Source organism: Allgaiera indica (genome assembly GCF_900106675.1).
In the GTDB taxonomy this organism is placed as follows: domain Bacteria; phylum Pseudomonadota; class Alphaproteobacteria; order Rhodobacterales; family Rhodobacteraceae; genus Acidimangrovimonas; species Acidimangrovimonas indica.
In genome coordinates, this window is the sequence record NZ_FNOB01000005.1 from 205,035 (window position 1) to 221,045 (window position 16,011).

The 16,011-nt window shown below is 66.4% G+C and carries 16 protein-coding genes; 12 read left to right on the top strand and 4 right to left on the bottom strand.

Going from position 1 to position 16,011, the window contains the following annotated elements; genetic code table 11:
• The first annotated feature begins 63 nt into the window (after positions 1-63).
• From BLV97_RS06425 to BLV97_RS06435, 3 genes are all read left to right on the top strand, one after another.
• Positions 64-402: a P-II family nitrogen regulator gene (locus tag BLV97_RS06425; RefSeq protein ID WP_035843038.1), complete on the top strand. Its 339-nt coding sequence runs from the start codon at positions 64-66 to the stop codon at positions 400-402.
• 99 nt (positions 403-501) lie between these two features.
• Entirely contained in the window at positions 502-1,908 is a 1,407-nt protein-coding gene (gene glnA, locus BLV97_RS06430) for a type I glutamate--ammonia ligase (protein ID WP_035843034.1), read from the top strand.
• A 306-nt stretch (positions 1,909-2,214) separates the two neighbouring features.
• Entirely contained in the window at positions 2,215-3,303 is a 1,089-nt protein-coding gene (locus tag BLV97_RS06435) for a hypothetical protein (RefSeq protein WP_035843031.1), read from the top strand.
• Positions 3,304-3,343: 40 nt separating this feature from the next.
• Here BLV97_RS06435 and BLV97_RS06440 read toward each other — a convergent pair whose 3' ends face one another.
• A complete protein-coding gene (locus BLV97_RS06440; protein ID WP_035843172.1) occupies positions 3,344-4,144 on the bottom strand; it encodes a heme-dependent oxidative N-demethylase family protein in 801 nt (266 codons plus the stop codon).
• Between the two features lie 188 nt (positions 4,145-4,332).
• Between BLV97_RS06440 and BLV97_RS06445 the strand changes: the two genes are divergently transcribed.
• The 3 genes from BLV97_RS06445 to ndk all read left to right on the top strand — a co-directional run bounded on the left by BLV97_RS06445 (position 4,333) and on the right by ndk (position 7,093).
• Positions 4,333-5,583 (top strand): bifunctional alpha/beta hydrolase/OsmC family protein, encoded by a 1,251-nt coding sequence (locus tag BLV97_RS06445; RefSeq protein WP_035843028.1) that lies wholly within the window; start codon positions 4,333-4,335, stop codon positions 5,581-5,583.
• A 138-nt stretch (positions 5,584-5,721) separates the two neighbouring features.
• Complete coding sequence (locus BLV97_RS06450) at positions 5,722-6,504, top strand: 23S rRNA (adenine(2030)-N(6))-methyltransferase RlmJ (protein WP_035843025.1); 783 nt, start codon at positions 5,722-5,724, stop codon at positions 6,502-6,504.
• A gap of 166 nt (positions 6,505-6,670) precedes the next feature.
• Positions 6,671-7,093: a nucleoside-diphosphate kinase gene (ndk, locus tag BLV97_RS06455; RefSeq protein ID WP_035843022.1), complete on the top strand. Its 423-nt coding sequence runs from the start codon at positions 6,671-6,673 to the stop codon at positions 7,091-7,093.
• A gap of 56 nt (positions 7,094-7,149) precedes the next feature.
• On the opposite strand, the gene BLV97_RS06460 is transcribed toward ndk, so the two are convergent.
• From BLV97_RS06460 to BLV97_RS06470, 3 genes are all read right to left on the bottom strand, one after another.
• Positions 7,150-7,473, bottom strand: coding sequence for a TfoX/Sxy family DNA transformation protein (locus tag BLV97_RS06460; RefSeq protein ID WP_035843019.1), 324 nt, complete (start codon positions 7,471-7,473; stop codon positions 7,150-7,152).
• 34 nt (positions 7,474-7,507) lie between these two features.
• Positions 7,508-7,702 carry a hypothetical protein gene (locus BLV97_RS06465; RefSeq protein ID WP_035843016.1) on the bottom strand — a complete coding sequence of 65 codons (195 nt, stop codon included), beginning with the start codon at positions 7,700-7,702 and terminating at the stop codon, positions 7,508-7,510.
• A gap of 115 nt (positions 7,703-7,817) precedes the next feature.
• Entirely contained in the window at positions 7,818-8,312 is a 495-nt protein-coding gene (locus BLV97_RS06470; protein WP_051646085.1) for an RrF2 family transcriptional regulator, read from the bottom strand.
• 220 nt (positions 8,313-8,532) lie between these two features.
• On the opposite strand from BLV97_RS06470, the gene BLV97_RS06475 reads away from it, so the two are divergent.
• The 6 genes from BLV97_RS06475 to BLV97_RS06500 all read left to right on the top strand — a co-directional run bounded on the left by BLV97_RS06475 (position 8,533) and on the right by BLV97_RS06500 (position 15,816).
• Positions 8,533-9,600 (top strand): dipeptidase, encoded by a 1,068-nt coding sequence (locus BLV97_RS06475; protein WP_035843013.1) that lies wholly within the window; start codon positions 8,533-8,535, stop codon positions 9,598-9,600.
• Positions 9,601-9,786: 186 nt separating this feature from the next.
• Positions 9,787-11,349, top strand: coding sequence for an ABC transporter substrate-binding protein (locus tag BLV97_RS06480; RefSeq protein WP_035843010.1), 1,563 nt, complete (start codon positions 9,787-9,789; stop codon positions 11,347-11,349).
• A gap of 88 nt (positions 11,350-11,437) precedes the next feature.
• Positions 11,438-12,469, top strand: a complete 1,032-nt coding sequence (locus tag BLV97_RS06485) for an ABC transporter permease (RefSeq protein ID WP_035843007.1) — start codon at positions 11,438-11,440, stop codon at positions 12,467-12,469.
• A complete protein-coding gene (locus BLV97_RS06490) occupies positions 12,466-13,428 on the top strand; it encodes an ABC transporter permease (protein ID WP_035843004.1) in 963 nt (320 codons plus the stop codon). The genes BLV97_RS06485 and BLV97_RS06490 overlap by 4 nt, the downstream gene beginning before the upstream one ends.
• Entirely contained in the window at positions 13,425-14,471 is a 1,047-nt protein-coding gene (locus BLV97_RS06495; RefSeq protein WP_035843000.1) for an ABC transporter ATP-binding protein, read from the top strand. The genes BLV97_RS06490 and BLV97_RS06495 overlap by 4 nt, the downstream gene beginning before the upstream one ends.
• Positions 14,455-15,816, top strand: coding sequence for an ABC transporter ATP-binding protein (locus BLV97_RS06500; RefSeq protein WP_081825070.1), 1,362 nt, complete (start codon positions 14,455-14,457; stop codon positions 15,814-15,816). Before BLV97_RS06495 ends, BLV97_RS06500 begins: the two co-directional genes overlap by 17 nt.
• Positions 15,817-16,011: the final 195 nt, after the last annotated feature.

The following is a 16,011-nucleotide window of genomic DNA, read 5'->3' on the forward strand; positions in this document are numbered from 1 at the left end:
CCTGGGGGACGAAAATGATGAGACCGGTGGCGGAGAGGCATCTGGCACAGGGAGTCGCCGTCGATGAAGAAGATCGAGGCTATCATCAAGCCCTTCAAGCTCGACGAGGTCAAGGAAGCGCTGCAGGAAGTCGGCGTTCAGGGATTGTCGGTGATCGAGGTGAAGGGTTTCGGGCGGCAAAAGGGCCACACCGAATTGTACCGCGGTGCCGAATATGTGGTGGATTTCCTGCCCAAGGTGAAGATCGAGGTCGTGTTACCCGACGACATGATCGAAACCGCCGTCGAGGCGATCATCTCGGCCGCGCGCACCGACAAGATCGGCGACGGCAAGATCTTCGTCAGCCCGGTGGAAGAGGCGATCCGCATCCGCACCGGCGAATCCGGCGACGAGGCGCTCTGACCGGACGCCACGACAGGCGCGCGCGACCCGCGTATCCATAGGAACACCGAGGCGGCACGCCGCCCGCAAGACATGCTCAACAGAAGGGATCATGGTCACATGAGCAAGGATAAGGTTCTCAAGACCCTCAAGGACGAGGACGTCGAATACGTCGACATCCGCTTCACCGACCCGCGCGGCAAGCTGCAGCACGTCACGGTGTTGGCCGACCAGGTCGACGAGGATTTCCTCGACGAGGGCTTCATGTTCGACGGCTCGTCCATCGCCGGCTGGAAGTCGATCGACCAGTCCGACATGAAACTGATGCCCGATTGCGACAGCGCCTATATCGACCCGTTCTATGCCGAGAAGACGCTGTGCCTGCATTGCAACGTGCAGGAGCCCGACACCGGCGAGGCCTATGACCGCGATCCGCGCTCGACCGCGGTGAAGGCAGAGGCCTACCTGAAGGCCACCGGCATCGGCGACACCGCCTATTTCGGCCCCGAGGCCGAATTCTTCATCTTCGACGACGTGCGCTTCTCGGTCTCGATGAACAAGGTCAGCTATGAGGTCGACGCGATCGACGGCGCCTGGAACACCGACACCGAATACGAGACCGGCAACACCGGCCACCGTCCGGGCGTCAAGGGCGGCTATTTCCCGGTGAACCCGATCGACGACGCGCAGGACCTGCGCTCGGAGATGCTGAGCACCATGAAGCGCATGGGCATGAAGGTCGACAAGCACCACCACGAGGTGGCCTCGTGCCAGCACGAGCTGGGCCTGATCTTCGGCACGCTGACGACCCAGGCCGACAACATCCAGAAGTACAAATACGTGATCCACAACGTGGCCCATGCCTATGGCAAGTCGGCCACCTTCATGCCGAAGCCGATCAAGGGCGACAACGGCACCGGCATGCATGTCAACATGTCGGTCTGGAAGGACGGCAAGCCGCTGTTCGCGGGCGACAAATACGCCGACCTCAGCCAGGAGGCGCTGTATTTCATCGGCGGCATCCTCAAGCACGCCAAGGCGCTGAACGCCTTCACCAACCCCGGCACCAATTCCTACAAGCGCCTGATCCCGGGTTTCGAGGCCCCCGTGCTGCGCGCCTATTCGGCCCGCAACCGTTCGGGCTGCGTGCGCATTCCGTGGGCGGAAAGCCCGAAGGCCAAGCGCGTCGAGGCCCGCTTCCCCGACCCGTCGGCAAACCCCTATCTGGCGTTCTCGGCGCTTCTGATGGCCGGCCTCGACGGCATCAAGAACAAGATCGACCCGGGCCCCTCGTCCGACAAGGACCTCTACGACCTTCCGCCCGAGGAACTGGCTTCGATCCCGACCGTCTGCGGCAGCCTGCGCGAGGCGCTGGAGGAACTGGAGAAGGACCACGATTTCCTGCTTGCCGGCGACGTGTTCACCAAGGACCAGATCGAGGGCTACATGGCGCTCAAGTGGGAAGAGGTCTACGCCTACGAGCACACCCCGCACCCGGTGGAATACCAGCTTTACTACAGCTGCTGATCCCGCCGCCCGATGCCCCCTGGACCGGGGGTATCGGCACGCCGGTTCGACCGACCGCAAGGGCGCCCTCGTGGCGCCCTTGCCCGTTATGTGGCGGAAAATACGGGAAACAATCTTTTCCCCGACCGGCACCGCAGAAGCAGCAATTTTTGCGACAATCGCATCACTTTCCCCCGAATCCGCGCGTACTGCTGACGCAGCGGAAACGACTCCGGGCGGTTAACCATGAAATTTCCACATTTCACGCCCAAATGAGGCACATTCGCAGACCATCGTTAACCTTGGGAACGAACTAGGGATTCCGTCATGTACGACGCGATGAATCTGCAAGCGACAAGCACGAGCGTTTCGCTCCTGTACAAGGAGCGCCCGGTCTTGAATTTCGCGGCCTATGTCACGCGAATGGAAAAGGCGTTGCGCGGAACGTTCGAAGACACGATGCAGCTGAGCTGGGACCATGATGATGTCGTCGTGATCGACATCGACGGCTCGCGTGTCTTGCTGGGCTATTGGGAAGCCACGGAAGCGGGCGACATCCAGCGCGAGGGCTGCGCGGCGGCGGTTGTCCTGTCGGTCGGCCCCGGCCCGGACTGGCGTGCCGAGACCCGGCTGTCGCGCTACCGCAAGGCGCTGTGCAAATCGGTGGCCGCAGGGATCATCGAGCGCCATCCCGCCGATCTGGTGCTGTGGAAGGATCTGCAGGGCGTCTTCACCATCGAGGATTTCGACCTGATGATCGACCAGGCGGTCGACACCTGGCACGGGCAGGAAACCGAAGCGATCATCCCCGGCGGAATGGACGACATCCCCGGGGCCGAGGCAGAGATCGCGATCGAGGCAGAGGCAGAGGCAAAGGCGATGGCCGCCGATAACGGCGATGTGGACGCAGAAACCCCACGCCGCGGCGCGGGCCGATTCGGCGCGATGCCGGTGCGGCGGCTGATGGAGCGGCTGGAAACCGAAATCCCCGACAATGCGCCGATGCGATTGCCGGACATGCCCGCGCCGCTGGCCGAATCCGCTGACCAGGCCGACGACACCGAAAGCCCGTCCGCGCTGGAAATTGCCGCGCGCGCCGATTTCGCCAAGCTGATCGCCAACGACATGCCCGACCTGCCCGCCCCGGATCTTCCGCAACTTGACCGGATCCGCGACGCGCTTTATCCGGCGGATGTCGAAGAGGACCGCCCCGAGCTGGTGCAGCGTCTGGCGATCTACACCGCCAACACCACGCTGATGCTGGTGGCGCTGCCGGTTGGTGCCGCATTGATGACCTACAACGTGCTGGGCCGCGAAGATGCGAAGCTGACCGCGCGCGCCATGGCGCTGACCGGGGCCGCGATCGGGTTGATGCATTCCAGCTTCGGACTGGCGCTGATGCATTTGGTCAGCTGACGGGCGCCACCACCGGCGCTCGTCCTCGCGCGGAAACCGCCTATTGCGCGCGCTCGACCGGGTGCTCTGCCAATGCCTGGGCCTGTTCGGGCGTCAGGTCGCTGGTGCGCAGCAGATAGGTGTGAATCGAAAACACCACCGCCCCGGTTCTCGGCAACCGCAGCAGGCATTGCCGCTCTGATCGCAGATAGGGGGCCTCGCTCACCGGTCTTTCGCGTGGCGCGGCCTCGCTGCGGGGGTGATGCAACGCAGCATCCGCGTAAAGCAGCGCATTTTGCCGCCACAAGCCCTGCCCCGGCCGGATCGCATCGAAAAGCCGCTGCACGCGCCGGGCCAGATCCGCGTCATAGGGCACGACGGGTGTGTGAATCGCAGTCAACGGCCGGCCGATCTTTTCCGCCAGCGTCCAGCTGGCCGGAAAGCACAGGATCGCGCCGGTCAGCACATGTTCCCCGCCGCCCTCTTCGTCGCGCTGCAACAGGCAGAAATCCTCCTGGCAAAGCCTGCCAAGTGTGCGCAGCGGCGCCGAGCGATCCAGCACGACAGCAACCCCGTCGGGCCGGGTCACGGCCTCGGACCCGAGGTGATAGCCCGGGAATTTCGCCAGCTCCGCCAGCACCTGATCCAGCAATTCCCCGGCCGCGGCACGCGCCGTCGGGGTCAGGGCGTGGACAGCCTCGGGGCGATCGGCGATCAGCCGGTCCCGCTCGGCCATCTGGCCGGCGAAGGCTTCGTCCACCCGCAGCCAGTCATCCGTGGGCAGCGGCTGGATCCCCGGCAGGCGGCGGCTGCGCGGATCGGTCCAGGGCGCGAAGGGAAGGCTGTCGTGCAAGATCTCCATGTCCGGTTTCTTAACCGCCGCGGCCTGCCGCGCGAAAGCCCAATCTTCCTGCCGCCCCACCGGCCAGGCGGGCACCGCGCGGACGGCGGGCAAGCCTGACGGGTACTCACCTTAGCGTCAGTTTTTGTATCAGGGGCTTGCCGCGCGGCACCGCGCGGGCCACTTTCGGGGCAGAGGGGACGAACAGAATGCCGACCGAGAAGTTCAGCTTTTCGGGCCATGCCGGTGATCGCCTCGCCGCGCGGCTCGACCTGCCGGAGGGGCCGCAGCTTGCGACCGCGCTGTTCGCGCATTGCTTCACCTGCGGCAAGGACATCGTGGCGGCCGGCCGCATCGCGCGGCGTCTGGCGCAGCTGGGCGTCGCCGTGCTGCGCTTCGATTTCACCGGCCTGGGCCATTCGGACGGCGAATTCGAAAACACCACCTTCACCTCGAACGTCGCCGATCTTGAGGCCGCGGCCGCGGCCCTGGTCGATCGCGGCATGGCGCCTTCGCTGTTGATCGGGCATTCGCTGGGCGGCGCGGCGATGCTGCGCGCGGCGCGCAGGATCTCGTCTTCGCGGGCGGTGGCGGTGCTGGGCGCACCCTTCGACCCCGCGCATGTGACCCATAATTTCGACAATGCGCTGGACCGGATCAACGCCGAAGGCTGGGCCGAGGTAGACCTTGGCGGCACGCCGATGCGCATCGGCCGCGCCTTTATCGAGGATATCGGCGCCCAGACCCTGTCCGAGGATATCGCCCATCTGGGCCGGGCGCTCTTGGTGATGCACGCGCCGCGCGACACAATCGTGGGGATCGACAACGCCACCAACATCTTCCGCGCCGCCCGGCATCCCAAAAGCTTCGTCACCCTCGACGATGCCGACCACCTGATCAGCGACCCCGGCGATGCCGAATATGCCGCGGAGGTCATCGCCGCCTGGGCCGCGCGCTATCTGGATCTGCGCCCGCCCGCGCCGCCGCCCGGCGCCCCCGAAGGCGTCACCCGCGTGTCCGAGGCCGATCCGCGCGGCTTCTTGCAGGATGTGATGGCTGGCCCCGTGCATCACCTTCTGGCGGACGAGCCCAGGGCCTATGGCGGCACCAACCGCGGCATGTCGCCCTATCAGTTCCTCGCCGCCGGGCTGGGCGCCTGCACGTCGATGACGATCCGCATGTATGCCCGCCGCAAGGGCTGGCCGCTGGGCCATGTCCGGGTTGATGTGACGCATGACAAGGTCCATGCCCAGGATTGCGCCCATTGCACCCCGGATGACAAGCTGGACCGCTTCGTCCGGCTCATCACCCTGGAAGGCCCCCTGGGGCCCGACCAGCGCAAGCGGCTGATGGAAATCGCCGACCGCTGCCCCGTGCACCGCACGCTGCGCCACAGCGCCCGGATCGAAACCCGGCTGACGGGCGACGCGGGCCAGTTGACCGCGCAGAAAGACGCGTGATGCCCCGATGCCCCCCAGGGGCGCGCGCGCTGCTTGGGCCGGAAGCGAATCCCGCCCCCCCGCCCGCGGTGGCGCTTGCCTTCGGTGGGCCCGGCGGCTAGGCCTTCTGGCCACCCCCCGCCCCTGCCCGAGGCCTTGATGCTTTCCTACCAGCACATCTATCACGCCGGCAATCTGGCTGATGTCCACAAGCACGCGCTTCTGGCCTGGACGATTGACTACCTGACGCGAAAGCCCAAGCCGGTCAGCTATCTCGAAACCCATGCCGGACGCGGGATCTACCGCCTGACCGCCCCCGAGGCGCAAAAGACCGGCGAGGCCGCGCAGGGCATCCTGCGGGCCGAGGCCGACGGCTGGTTCGCCCCAGACCACCCCTATATGCGCGCGCTGACCCTTGCGCGGGGGCGCTTCGGGCCCGAAGCCTACCCCGGCTCGCCCATGATCGCTGCGCTCGGCCTGCGCCCCGAGGACAGCCTGACACTGGCCGAGTTGCATCCCCGCGAACATCAGGCACTGACCGAGGCGATGCTGTTCGGACAGGCCGTGGTTAAGCGTCAGGACGGGCTGGAGATGGCGCTGTCGTCCACGCCGCCCACGCCGCGACGCGGGCTGATGCTGATCGATCCCAGCTATGAGGTGAAGGCGGATTACGCCGCCCTGCCGCGGCTGCTCGCGCAGATCCACCGCAAATGGAACGTGGGCATCGTGATGCTCTGGTATCCGATCCTGCAAGGCCGCCTGCACGGTCCGATGCTGGCCGAACTGGCCGCCGCCTTCCCCGACGCGCTGCGCCACGAGGTCGGCTTTCCCCCCGCCCGCGAAGGCCATGGCATGATCGGGTCGGGCATTTTCGTGGTGAACCCGCCCTGGGGCCTGGCCGAAGAGGCCGCACGCCTCTCGGCCCGCTTCGCGGCACTCTGACATCCCGCCCGCGCCATGGCCTTCCCGGGGCCGCCCGCGCCCGCGCCTCAACCATCACCCGCGGCCCGCGACGCCATGATCGCGGCTTTTCAAGCTTCGCGCCCCGTGCTAGCAGGGCGCCGGAAAGCCGCGGGCCGTGCCCTCGGCGCGCAACGAGGAACGACACATGGCCACTGAACGCACCCTTTCGATCATCAAACCCGATGCCACCCGGCGCAACCTGACCGGCAAGATCAACGCCAAGTTCGAGGAAGCCGGCCTGCGCATCGTCGCGCAAAAGCGCATCCAGCTGACCATGGATCAGGCCGGCAAGTTCTACGAGGTCCACAAAGACCGCCCGTTCTATGGCGAATTGTGCGAATTCATGGCCTCCGCGCCGGTGGTGGTGCAGGTGCTGGAAGGCGAAAGCGCGATCGCGAAGAACCGCGAGGTCATGGGCGCGACCAACCCCGCCGATGCCGCCGACGGCACCATCCGCAAGGACTTCGCGCTTTCGGTGGGCGAGAACTCGGTCCACGGCTCGGACGCGCCGGAAACCGCCGCCCAGGAAATCGCCTTCTTCTTCTCGGGGCTTGAACTCGTCGGCTGAGCCGGGCCAAAAGTCTTCTCAAGACTCTTGGAAAATTCCTTCAAAAGGAATTTGACCTAGCGCCGCGGGATCACGCCGATCGCATCCAGGGCCGCCTCGATTTCGGAGCGGCCCTTGTCGCGCGCGGCCTTCAGGGCGTCGAACCGCACCCTCAGGGCATCCTTCTCGGCGCCCCGGCAATCGTTCCACGGCCGCCCCTGCAGCCCCATCACCAGCGCATAGAAGCCGATGAAATGCGGCGCCTCGCCGGCCTGCAGCAGCCGCGCATAAGCCGCGTCGGCGCCCAGCGCGTGGACCTCTTCGGCGGATCTCACCCCCGCCCTTTCAAACGCCGCCTCGGTCGCGGGACCGAGGTTGCGGATCGTGCGGATCGCCGTCATGCTTCCCCCAGTTCAGGGGCAGATTAGCAAGGCCTCAGATCGAGGCCCAGTCCGTAAACAAGAAGGCCCCCTGCACCCGACCGTCATGCCCGGGGGTCACCGGGGCCTTGGGGCGAATGCTGTCGCCGGGGCGGCTGGCGGAGGCGTTCTTCGCCGCCGTCGCGTCCTGCTTGCGATTGGATTTGCGCGGGACTTTCTGCACCTGCGTCTGAGGAAATTGACTGGCCATGTTGCACCTCCGGCCTCTTGGGTTGCTCGTTGACTGCCTCCTCAGGCACTAACGAGGCTGACCCTCCAAACAGGCGATGCGTTGACGTGAATGTGACCTGACTGCGGCAAAAAGCTCAATTGGCTGCGGCAAAGATGCCGCTGTGGGTGCAAGGCGTCGACAGCGCGACGATCGGTTCGTCGAAGTCCAGAAACTGGACGAGCCCGTCGTTGTCGCGGATCATGTCGGCCAGGCTATATTGGTCGAGCACCCCGTAGAAGGCCTCGACCGCCGCCTTCAATGCGCCGCGCAGCCGGCAATGACGCACCATCGGGCAGCAGGTCTTGGCGTGGTCGATGCAGAACCCCAGCGCGGTGCCGGCCTCGAAGGCCCGCGCCACCGCGCCGATCCGGATCTGCTCGGGCGCGCGTGCCAGGCGCATTCCGCCCTTGCGCCCCCGCACCGTCTGTAAATATCCAAGCCGCCCCAATGTGTTGATCACCTGTGCCAGGTGATTGCCCGAGGCGCAGAAAGCCTCGGCAAGCTCGTGCTTGCGCAGCACGCGTCCGGGGTTGACGGCGCAGGCGGTCAGCGTGCGAATGGCAAGATGGGTGCGGATTGTCAGTCTCATGGGTATTCCCTCGTGGTCGGGGCCGCCGGATCGGAATGGGCCGGGTCGGCAAAATATGCAGTACGGTTGCACGAAATCGCGGGCATGGAATTGACATGGGTCAAGTCGGCGCGACCGATCGGCCGCCCGACCGGCAAGGCGACGCTCTGGCACCCGGCATGAGACTGTGCGAGCCTTCCTTCGCAGCCAGGGCGCGAACGGGCGATGAGGGAGCTTTCCGATGGCAGAAGCGATTCCGGTTTTCGACGGCCACAACGATTTCCTGCTGCGATTGCTGAGCGCGCCCGCGCGGCGGGCCGAGACCTGGCTGCAAGATACCGGGCGGGGCCATCTCGATCTGCCGCGGATGCGGCGCGGCGGCTTTGCCGGTGGGTTGTTCGCGGTCTACATCGCCTCGCCCACGCCGCCGGACGCCGAGGATTTCGAAGCCCTGATGAACGACCCGCCCTACGATCTGCCGCTGCCGGCGCCGATTGCGCTGCGCCGTGCCCAGCCCGTGGCGCTGGCGATGGCGGGCCACCTGGCCTGGATGGAAAGGGCCTCTGACGGCGCTTTCCGGCTGTGCCGCAGCGCCGCCGAACTGCGCGCGGCACTGGCCGAGGGGGTGGTCTCGGGCGTGATGCATTTCGAAGGCGCCGAGGCGATCGGCGCCGATCTCGATGCGCTCTACCTCTATCATGCGATGGGGCTGCGCTCTCTCGGGCCGGTCTGGAGCCGGCCGACCGTCTTCGGCCACGGGGTGCCGTTCCGCTTTCCCGCGACGCCCGATACCGGGCCGGGCCTGACGCCGGCGGGCAAGGATCTGGTGCGGCTGTGCAATGAATTGCGCATCATGATCGACCTCAGCCATATGAACGAAAACGGCTTTGACGATGTCGCGGCCCTTAGCGACGCGCCGCTGGTCGCGACCCATTCCAACGCCCATGCCGTCACCCCGCACGCGCGCAACCTTACCGACCGCCAGCTTGACGTAATCGCCGAGCGCGGCGGCATGGTCGGGCTGAACTATGCCACCGTCTTCCTGCGCCCCGACGGCCGCCAATGCGCCGACATGGGATGGGAGCCGATGCTGCGCCATCTCGATCACCTGATCGCCCACCTGGGCGAGGATCACGTCGGCCTGGGATCGGATTTCGACGGCGCTCTGGTGCCGCGGGTGATCGGCGATGTCACCGGCCTGCCCGCCTTCCAGCAGGCGATGCGCGCCCATGGCTACGACGACGGGCTGATCGCAAAGCTTTGCCACCGCAACTGGCTGGACGTGCTGGAACGCATCTGGGGCGGCTGACCCCCGATGTGCGCCTCCTCCACGGGCGACGGAACGGTCTTCGCGGATGCGCCGTCAAGTATTCGTGAAAGACCGCGTGGTCTTGTGATCCGCGCGTCGCTTGACGCAGTCGGGGGCAAGGTTTGAGGTCGCTGCCCAAGCTGGCCCGGGGAGGACCGGCGCAAACGATGGGGAGAGAGACCTGAGATGAAACCCGAGCGAACCAGTTTAAGGCTGCTGACCGCGGCCACCGCCCTCACCGCGCTGACCGCGGGCGGAATGCCCGCCTTCGCGACCTCGCAGACCCCCGCGAATACGCTGATCGACGGCACCACCGACACCGTCACCGCGCTTGATCCCGCCGGCCAGTACGATTTCGGCTCGGACACCGCCGACCGCGAGATCTTTCAGCATCTTCTGGTGATTCCGCCGGGCGGCGGCGTCCCGGTGCCGGAACTGGCCACCAAATGCGCCGCCGGCCCGACCGAGGCCGTCTGGACCTGCGAATTGCGCCAGGGCGTGACCTTCCAGAACGGCGACAAGTTTACCGCGACGGATGTGAAATATTCCTTTGACCGGGTGAAGAAGATCAAGGATTCCTCGGGGATCTGGACGCTGTTGAAGAACCTCAAGAGCGTCACCATCGACGGCCCCTACAAGGTGACCTTCCACCTGAAGAAGCCGCAGGCGACCTGGAACTACATCCTGGGCACCTCGGCGTCCTACATCGTCGATCACAAGGTCTATCCGGCCGACAAGATCCTGCCCAGCACCGACAAGCAGGTCGGCACCGGGCCTTACCAGCTGGTGAAATACGCCCCCGGCCAGACCGCCGTGTTCCGCGCCTGGAAGGGCTATTGGGGCGAACAGCCCAAGACGCCCAACCTGATCATCAGCTATTTCTCGAAATCCTCGACGATGAAGCTGGCGCTGCAGCGGGGCGAGCTGGACATGGTGTTCCGCTCCTTTTCCCCGACCGAGTTGCAATCGCTCGAGACGCAGAAGGATCTGAAGGTCTGGAAGGGCCCCGGCGTGGCGATCCGCTATCTGGTGTTCAACACCCAGCGCAAGCCCACCAGCCAGTTGGCCGTGCGTCAGGCGATCGCCGCGCTGATGCCGCGCGAACAGATCGCCCAGGGCGTCTATCACGGCTTTGTCCAGCCGCTCTATTCGATGGTGCCCAAGGGCCTGCCGGGCCATGTCGACGCGTTCTCCAAGGTCTATGGCGCCAAGCCCGACCTGGCCGAGGCGAAGAAGTTCCTGACCGATGCCGGCATCAAGACCCCGGTCGACATCACGCTGTGGTGGACGCCGTCGCACTACGGGTCGGCCTCGGCCGAGGAATACACCACGATCAAGCGCGCGCTGGAGGCCAGCGGCCTTTTCAAGGTGACACTGAAATCCTCGGAATGGGCGACCTATGCCAAGACGCTGGGACGGCAGTACAATGCCTATCAGCTGGGCTGGTTCCCCGACTATCCGGATGCGGAAAACTACCTGCTGCCGTTCTATGCGACGAAGAACTTCCTGGCGAACGGCTATTCCGACCCGAAGATGGACAAGCTGCTGACCGAAGAGCAGACCGCCAAGACCCATGAAGAGCGGATGAAATACGTCGAACAGGCGCAGATGCTGGCCGCCAAGGACGTGCCGATCATCCCCTATTACCAGGGCGCGATGATCGCGGTGGCGAACAAGGATGTACACGGCATCCAAAGCACGCTCGACACCGCCTTCGTGATGCGCTTCTGGATGCTCAGCAAGTCCTGAGCGGCGCGGGCAGCGGCATCGCAACATGTCCCGAAACAGGGCCGTGCGCAGGCAGGCGCTCGGCCCCCCTGAACCTTGAGGTTGGAACATGGCTGGCGGAGGATCCTCCCTCAAGTCCTATCTACTGGTCCGGGTGGCGCTGGTCATCCCGACCATCCTGATCCTTCTGACGCTGGTCTTCGTGCTGATGCGCGTGGCGCCCGGCAACCCGGTCTCGGCCGCTCTGGGGGGGCATGTGCCCGAGGCGGTGATCAAGGAACTGACCCACAAGCTGGGTTATGACCGGCCGCTGATCGTGCAGTTCGGCAGCTATCTGTGGCATCTTCTGCAGGGCAATTTCGGCACCACGATCACCGACAAGCGGCAGGTCAGCCAGATCATCCTGGTCAACGGCGCCGCCACGCTGGAGCTGACCCTTGCCGCCACGCTGGTGGCGCTGCTGGTGGGCGTGCCGATCGGTCTGGTGGCCGGGCGTTTCCGCGACCGTCCCGTCGATGCCGCCAGCCGGATCTTCGGCATCGTGATGTATGCCACGCCGGTCTTCGTGCTGGGCCTTCTGGCGCAGATCGTGTTCGGATCGTGGCTGAACTGGCTGCCGATCTCGGGGCAGGCCAGCCCGCTGACCTCGGCGCTCTTGACGACGCATACCCATCTGCTGCTGGTCGATGCGGTGATCGACGGCGACTGGCCCGCCTTCTGGGACGTGCTGCGCCACCTGGTGCTGCCGGCCGCGACGCTGGGCCTGGTCTTCGCCGGCGTGTTCATCCGGCTGGTGCGGGTCAACGTGATCCGCACGCTCAAGGACGATTACATCGAGGCCGCCCGCGCCCGCGGCATCCGCGAACGCGCCGTCGTCTACCGCCATGCCTTCCGCAACGCACTGGTGCCGGTGATCACCGTGATCGGGCTGGAGATCGCGCTGCTGCTGGGCGGCGCGGTGCTGACCGAGACCACCTTCAACTGGCCCGGCATCGGGCACGCGCTCTATATCTACCTGCAAAACCGCGATTATGCCGCGGTGCAGGGCATCGTCATCGTCTTCGGCCTGGTGATCGTCGCCGCCAGCCTGATCGTCGATTTCGTCAGCGCCCTGATCGACCCGAGGATGCGCTACCAATGACCGACAAACCCCCTACCCCCGCCCGCGCGGGCCGTCTGGGCCCGGCGCTGCGCCGCGCCTTCCGCCCGGTGGCCGAGGCCAGAGGCTTCGCCCGCGCGATGCTGTGGTCGGGCGCGGTGCTGACCGGTCTTTTCGTGCTGATGGCGCTGTTCGCGCCCTGGCTCTCGCCCTACCGGTTCGACCAGTACCGCGCGAACGGCACCGATTTCCCGCAGCTCGCGCCGCCCTCGGCGCTGCATCTGCTGGGCACCAACGTGCAATCGACCGACGTGCTGGCCCAGGTCATCTGGGGCGCGCGGACCGAATTGATGGTGGTGGCGCTGGCGCTGGTCTTCGCGCTGACCATCGGGGTGCCGCTGGGCCTGATCGCGGGCTATTTCGGCGGCATCTTCGACCGCATCATGGTGCTGGTGATGGACGCCATGTTCGCGATCCCCTCGCTCTTGCTGGCGCTGGTGATCGCGTTCCTCCTGGGGTCGTCCATCACCTCGGGGATCGTGGTCGCGGCCTGCGCCATCACCATCGTCTATGTGCCGCAATATTTCCGGGTGCTGCGCAACCACGTCACATCCGTGCGCGAGGAACCCTATGTCGAGGCCGCCCGCGCGATCGGCGCCGGGCCCTTCACGATCCTGGGCAAGTACATCTTCTTCAACGTGATCCAGACGATCCCGGTGCTGGCCACGCTGAACGCGGCCGACGCGATCCTGACGCTGACGGGCCTGGGGTTCCTGGGCTACGGGGTGCAGCCCAGCCAGGGCGCCGAATGGGGCTATGACGTCTCCCGCGCGGTGGGCGACGCGGCCTCGGGCATCTGGTGGACGACGCTGTTTCCGGGCCTTGCCATCGTGCTGCTGGTCACCGGGCTGACGCTTCTGGGCGAGGGCCTGAACGAGACCCTCAATCCGGTGTTGCGCCAGCGCGCCGCGACCAGGCTGAAGATGGAGGATCTGGAATGAGCACCCCCAACCCGCGGCCCGACACGCCCGTCGTCAGTGTCCGCGACCTGCGGGTCTATTACGGCACGCCCAAGGGCCCGGCGCGTGCGGTCGATCGTGTCTCGCTCGACATCCGCGCGGGCGAGACGCTGGGCGTGGTGGGCGAATCCGGTTCGGGCAAATCCACCCTTGGCCGCGGCATCCTGGGCCTGTTGCCCGAGGGCACCGGCCTTGCGGGCGAGGTGCTTTATCAGGGCCAGAACCTTGTGGGCCTGCCGAAGGACGAGTTGCGCAAGATGCGCGGCCCGGAACTGGGCCTGATCTTCCAGGAACCGATGACCCGGCTGAACCCGCTGTTGCGCATCCAGGAACATTTCGAGGAAACCCTGCGCCAGCACCACCCGAAGCTCACCAAGGACGAGATCCGCAAGCGCGCGCTCAATGCGCTTGGCCGCACCGGCATCCCGCCGACGCGCTACAAGCAGTATCCGCATGAATTCTCGGGCGGGATGCGGCAGCGCATCATGATCGCGCTGGCGCTGGTGCTGGAGCCCACGCTTCTGATCGCGGATGAACCCACCACCGCGCTCGACGTGATCGTCGAGGCGCAGATCATCCGCCTGCTGGCGGATCTGAAGCGGACCTCGGGCACGGCGGTGATGCTGATCACCCACAACCTTGGCATCGTGGCCGAGGCCTGCGACCGCGTGGCGGTGATGTATGGCGGCAAGATCGTCGAAGAGGGCAACGCGCGGCAGGTCTTCGCCGATCCGCAGCACCCCTACACGCGGGAATTGCTGGCCTCGACCATCGCGCTGGAAACCAGGGAATTGCACACCATCCCCGGCGTGCCACCCAGCCTGATCACCCCGCCGCCGGGGTGCCTGTTCCATCCGCGCTGCCCCGACGCGATGAAGATCTGCGCCGCCCTGGCGCCGCCCGAAGAGCACCTGGAAGGCCGCCGCCGGGTGCAATGCTGGCGCCACGCCGCCCCGGGAGGGATCCCCGCGGGCCAGGACGCGCCGCTGGAACGAGAGGAGATCTCCGTTGCCTCCGAAGCCTGACGTCACGACCGAAGCGCCCGGCGCCGCCACGCCCTTCATCTCGGTGAAGAACCTCAGGACCTATTTCGAGATCCGCGGCAGCGTGGTCGACCGGCTGATGGGCCGCGACGCGGGCACCGTGAAGGCGGTGGATGACGTCAGCTTCGATCTGGCGAAGGGCGAGGTTCTGGGGTTGGTGGGCGAATCCGGTTCCGGCAAGTCGACGCTGGGGCGCAGCCTTCTGGGCCTGGTGCGCGCCACCGGCGGCAGCGCCACCTTCGAGGGGCAAGAGATCGTGGGTCTTGACGAGCCCGCCCTGCGCCGGCTGCGCGCGCGCATGCAGATGGTGTTCCAGGACCCGCATGCGGCGCTGAACCCGGCGATGACGATCGAGCAATCGGTGGGCCATCCGCTGAAGATCCACAAGCGTGTGAAAGGCCCCAACGATCTGCGCCGCCAGGTGGTCGCGGCGCTCGAACGCGTGGGCCTGTCGCCGGCCGAGACCTATCTGGACAAGTACCCCGGCGATCTGTCGGGCGGGCAGAAGCAGCGCGCGGTGATCGCGCGGGCGATCGTGCTGGACCCGGTGCTCTTGGTCGCGGACGAACCGGTGTCGATGCTCGACATGTCGGTGCGCTCGAAGATCCTGAAGCTGATGATCGACCTGAAGGATTCCCTGGGCCTCACCTATCTTTACATCACCCATGATCTGGCGACGGCCAAGTTCTTCTGCGACCGCATCGCCATCCTCTACCTCGGCCGGATCGTCGAGATCGGCGAGGCGCGCGCGCTGTATGCCGACCCCAGGCATCCCTATACCCAGGCCCTGCTAGAGGCGATCCCCGACCCCGACCCCAATCACACCCTGCCGCGCAACCTGCCGCGCGGCGAGATCCCCGATGCCGCGAAGCCGCCGCACGGCTGCGCCTTCCACCCCCGCTGCCCGCGCGCCTTCGCGCCCTGCGGCTGGGAGATCCGCGACCTGATGGGCCTGCTAGAGGCCCGCTGGGCCGGCATGGCGGAAGCCGATCACCGGGCCGAACGCGCGCTGATCGGCACGCCCAAGATCCCCGACGGGCCCGAGCCCACCAGCCGGTTGCCCGCCGCCTCGGGCGACGGCGCGGCGCTGCTGGCGCTCTTGGAAGGGATCCGCGCCGAGAACCCGGACGAGCCGTTCTGGACCGGGGTCAAGGCGCTGCGCGCGGGCGCGGGACAGGTCGAGATCGACTGGCACGCGCCGGTCACGCCGCGGCTGCGGCACGATGGCAAGACGGCGGCGGCCTGTCACCTGCTCGACCCCGAGCTCTGGCCCCAAGCGGCGGGCGCGCTTTCGGAAGCCGACCCGTCAGCGACGGCACCGGCATGAGCCGAGTCGCGATCCACATCGGTTCGCGGGCGGAGTCGGGCAAGATGATCCGTAGGTGACCCGGGTATCCCGGGTCGCCCTCGGCGCTGCCCCCGTTGCCTGAGCTACCCCCCGAAATTCGGACACTGACATAAGCTACGATTTGCAGTCTGCTGATCTTCGACGAGAAGGAGATCAGAGATGTCGAAACGCAAG

What these genes read in the sequence shown, in the direction of transcription:
- BLV97_RS06440 (WP_035843172.1), bottom strand. Translation starts at nt 4,144, where the DNA reads ATGGAGATCTTGCACGACAGCCTTCCCTTCGCGCCCTGGACCGATCCG.
- BLV97_RS06445 (WP_035843028.1), top strand. Translation starts at nt 4,333, where the DNA reads ATGCCGACCGAGAAGTTCAGCTTTTCGGGCCATGCCGGTGATCGCCTC.
- BLV97_RS06475 (WP_035843013.1), top strand. Translation starts at nt 8,533, where the DNA reads ATGGCAGAAGCGATTCCGGTTTTCGACGGCCACAACGATTTCCTGCTG.
- BLV97_RS06465 (WP_035843016.1), bottom strand. Translation starts at nt 7,702, where the DNA reads ATGGCCAGTCAATTTCCTCAGACGCAGGTGCAGAAAGTCCCGCGCAAA.
- BLV97_RS06435 (WP_035843031.1), top strand. Translation starts at nt 2,215, where the DNA reads ATGTACGACGCGATGAATCTGCAAGCGACAAGCACGAGCGTTTCGCTC.
- BLV97_RS06480 (WP_035843010.1), top strand. Translation starts at nt 9,787, where the DNA reads ATGAAACCCGAGCGAACCAGTTTAAGGCTGCTGACCGCGGCCACCGCC.
- BLV97_RS06425 (WP_035843038.1), top strand. Translation starts at nt 64, where the DNA reads ATGAAGAAGATCGAGGCTATCATCAAGCCCTTCAAGCTCGACGAGGTC.
- ndk (WP_035843022.1), top strand. Translation starts at nt 6,671, where the DNA reads ATGGCCACTGAACGCACCCTTTCGATCATCAAACCCGATGCCACCCGG.
- glnA (WP_035843034.1), top strand. Translation starts at nt 502, where the DNA reads ATGAGCAAGGATAAGGTTCTCAAGACCCTCAAGGACGAGGACGTCGAA.
- BLV97_RS06485 (WP_035843007.1), top strand. Translation starts at nt 11,438, where the DNA reads ATGGCTGGCGGAGGATCCTCCCTCAAGTCCTATCTACTGGTCCGGGTG.
- BLV97_RS06450 (WP_035843025.1), top strand. Translation starts at nt 5,722, where the DNA reads ATGCTTTCCTACCAGCACATCTATCACGCCGGCAATCTGGCTGATGTC.
- BLV97_RS06490 (WP_035843004.1), top strand. Translation starts at nt 12,466, where the DNA reads ATGACCGACAAACCCCCTACCCCCGCCCGCGCGGGCCGTCTGGGCCCG.
- BLV97_RS06460 (WP_035843019.1), bottom strand. Translation starts at nt 7,473, where the DNA reads ATGACGGCGATCCGCACGATCCGCAACCTCGGTCCCGCGACCGAGGCG.
- BLV97_RS06495 (WP_035843000.1), top strand. Translation starts at nt 13,425, where the DNA reads ATGAGCACCCCCAACCCGCGGCCCGACACGCCCGTCGTCAGTGTCCGC.
- BLV97_RS06470 (WP_051646085.1), bottom strand. Translation starts at nt 8,312, where the DNA reads ATGAGACTGACAATCCGCACCCATCTTGCCATTCGCACGCTGACCGCC.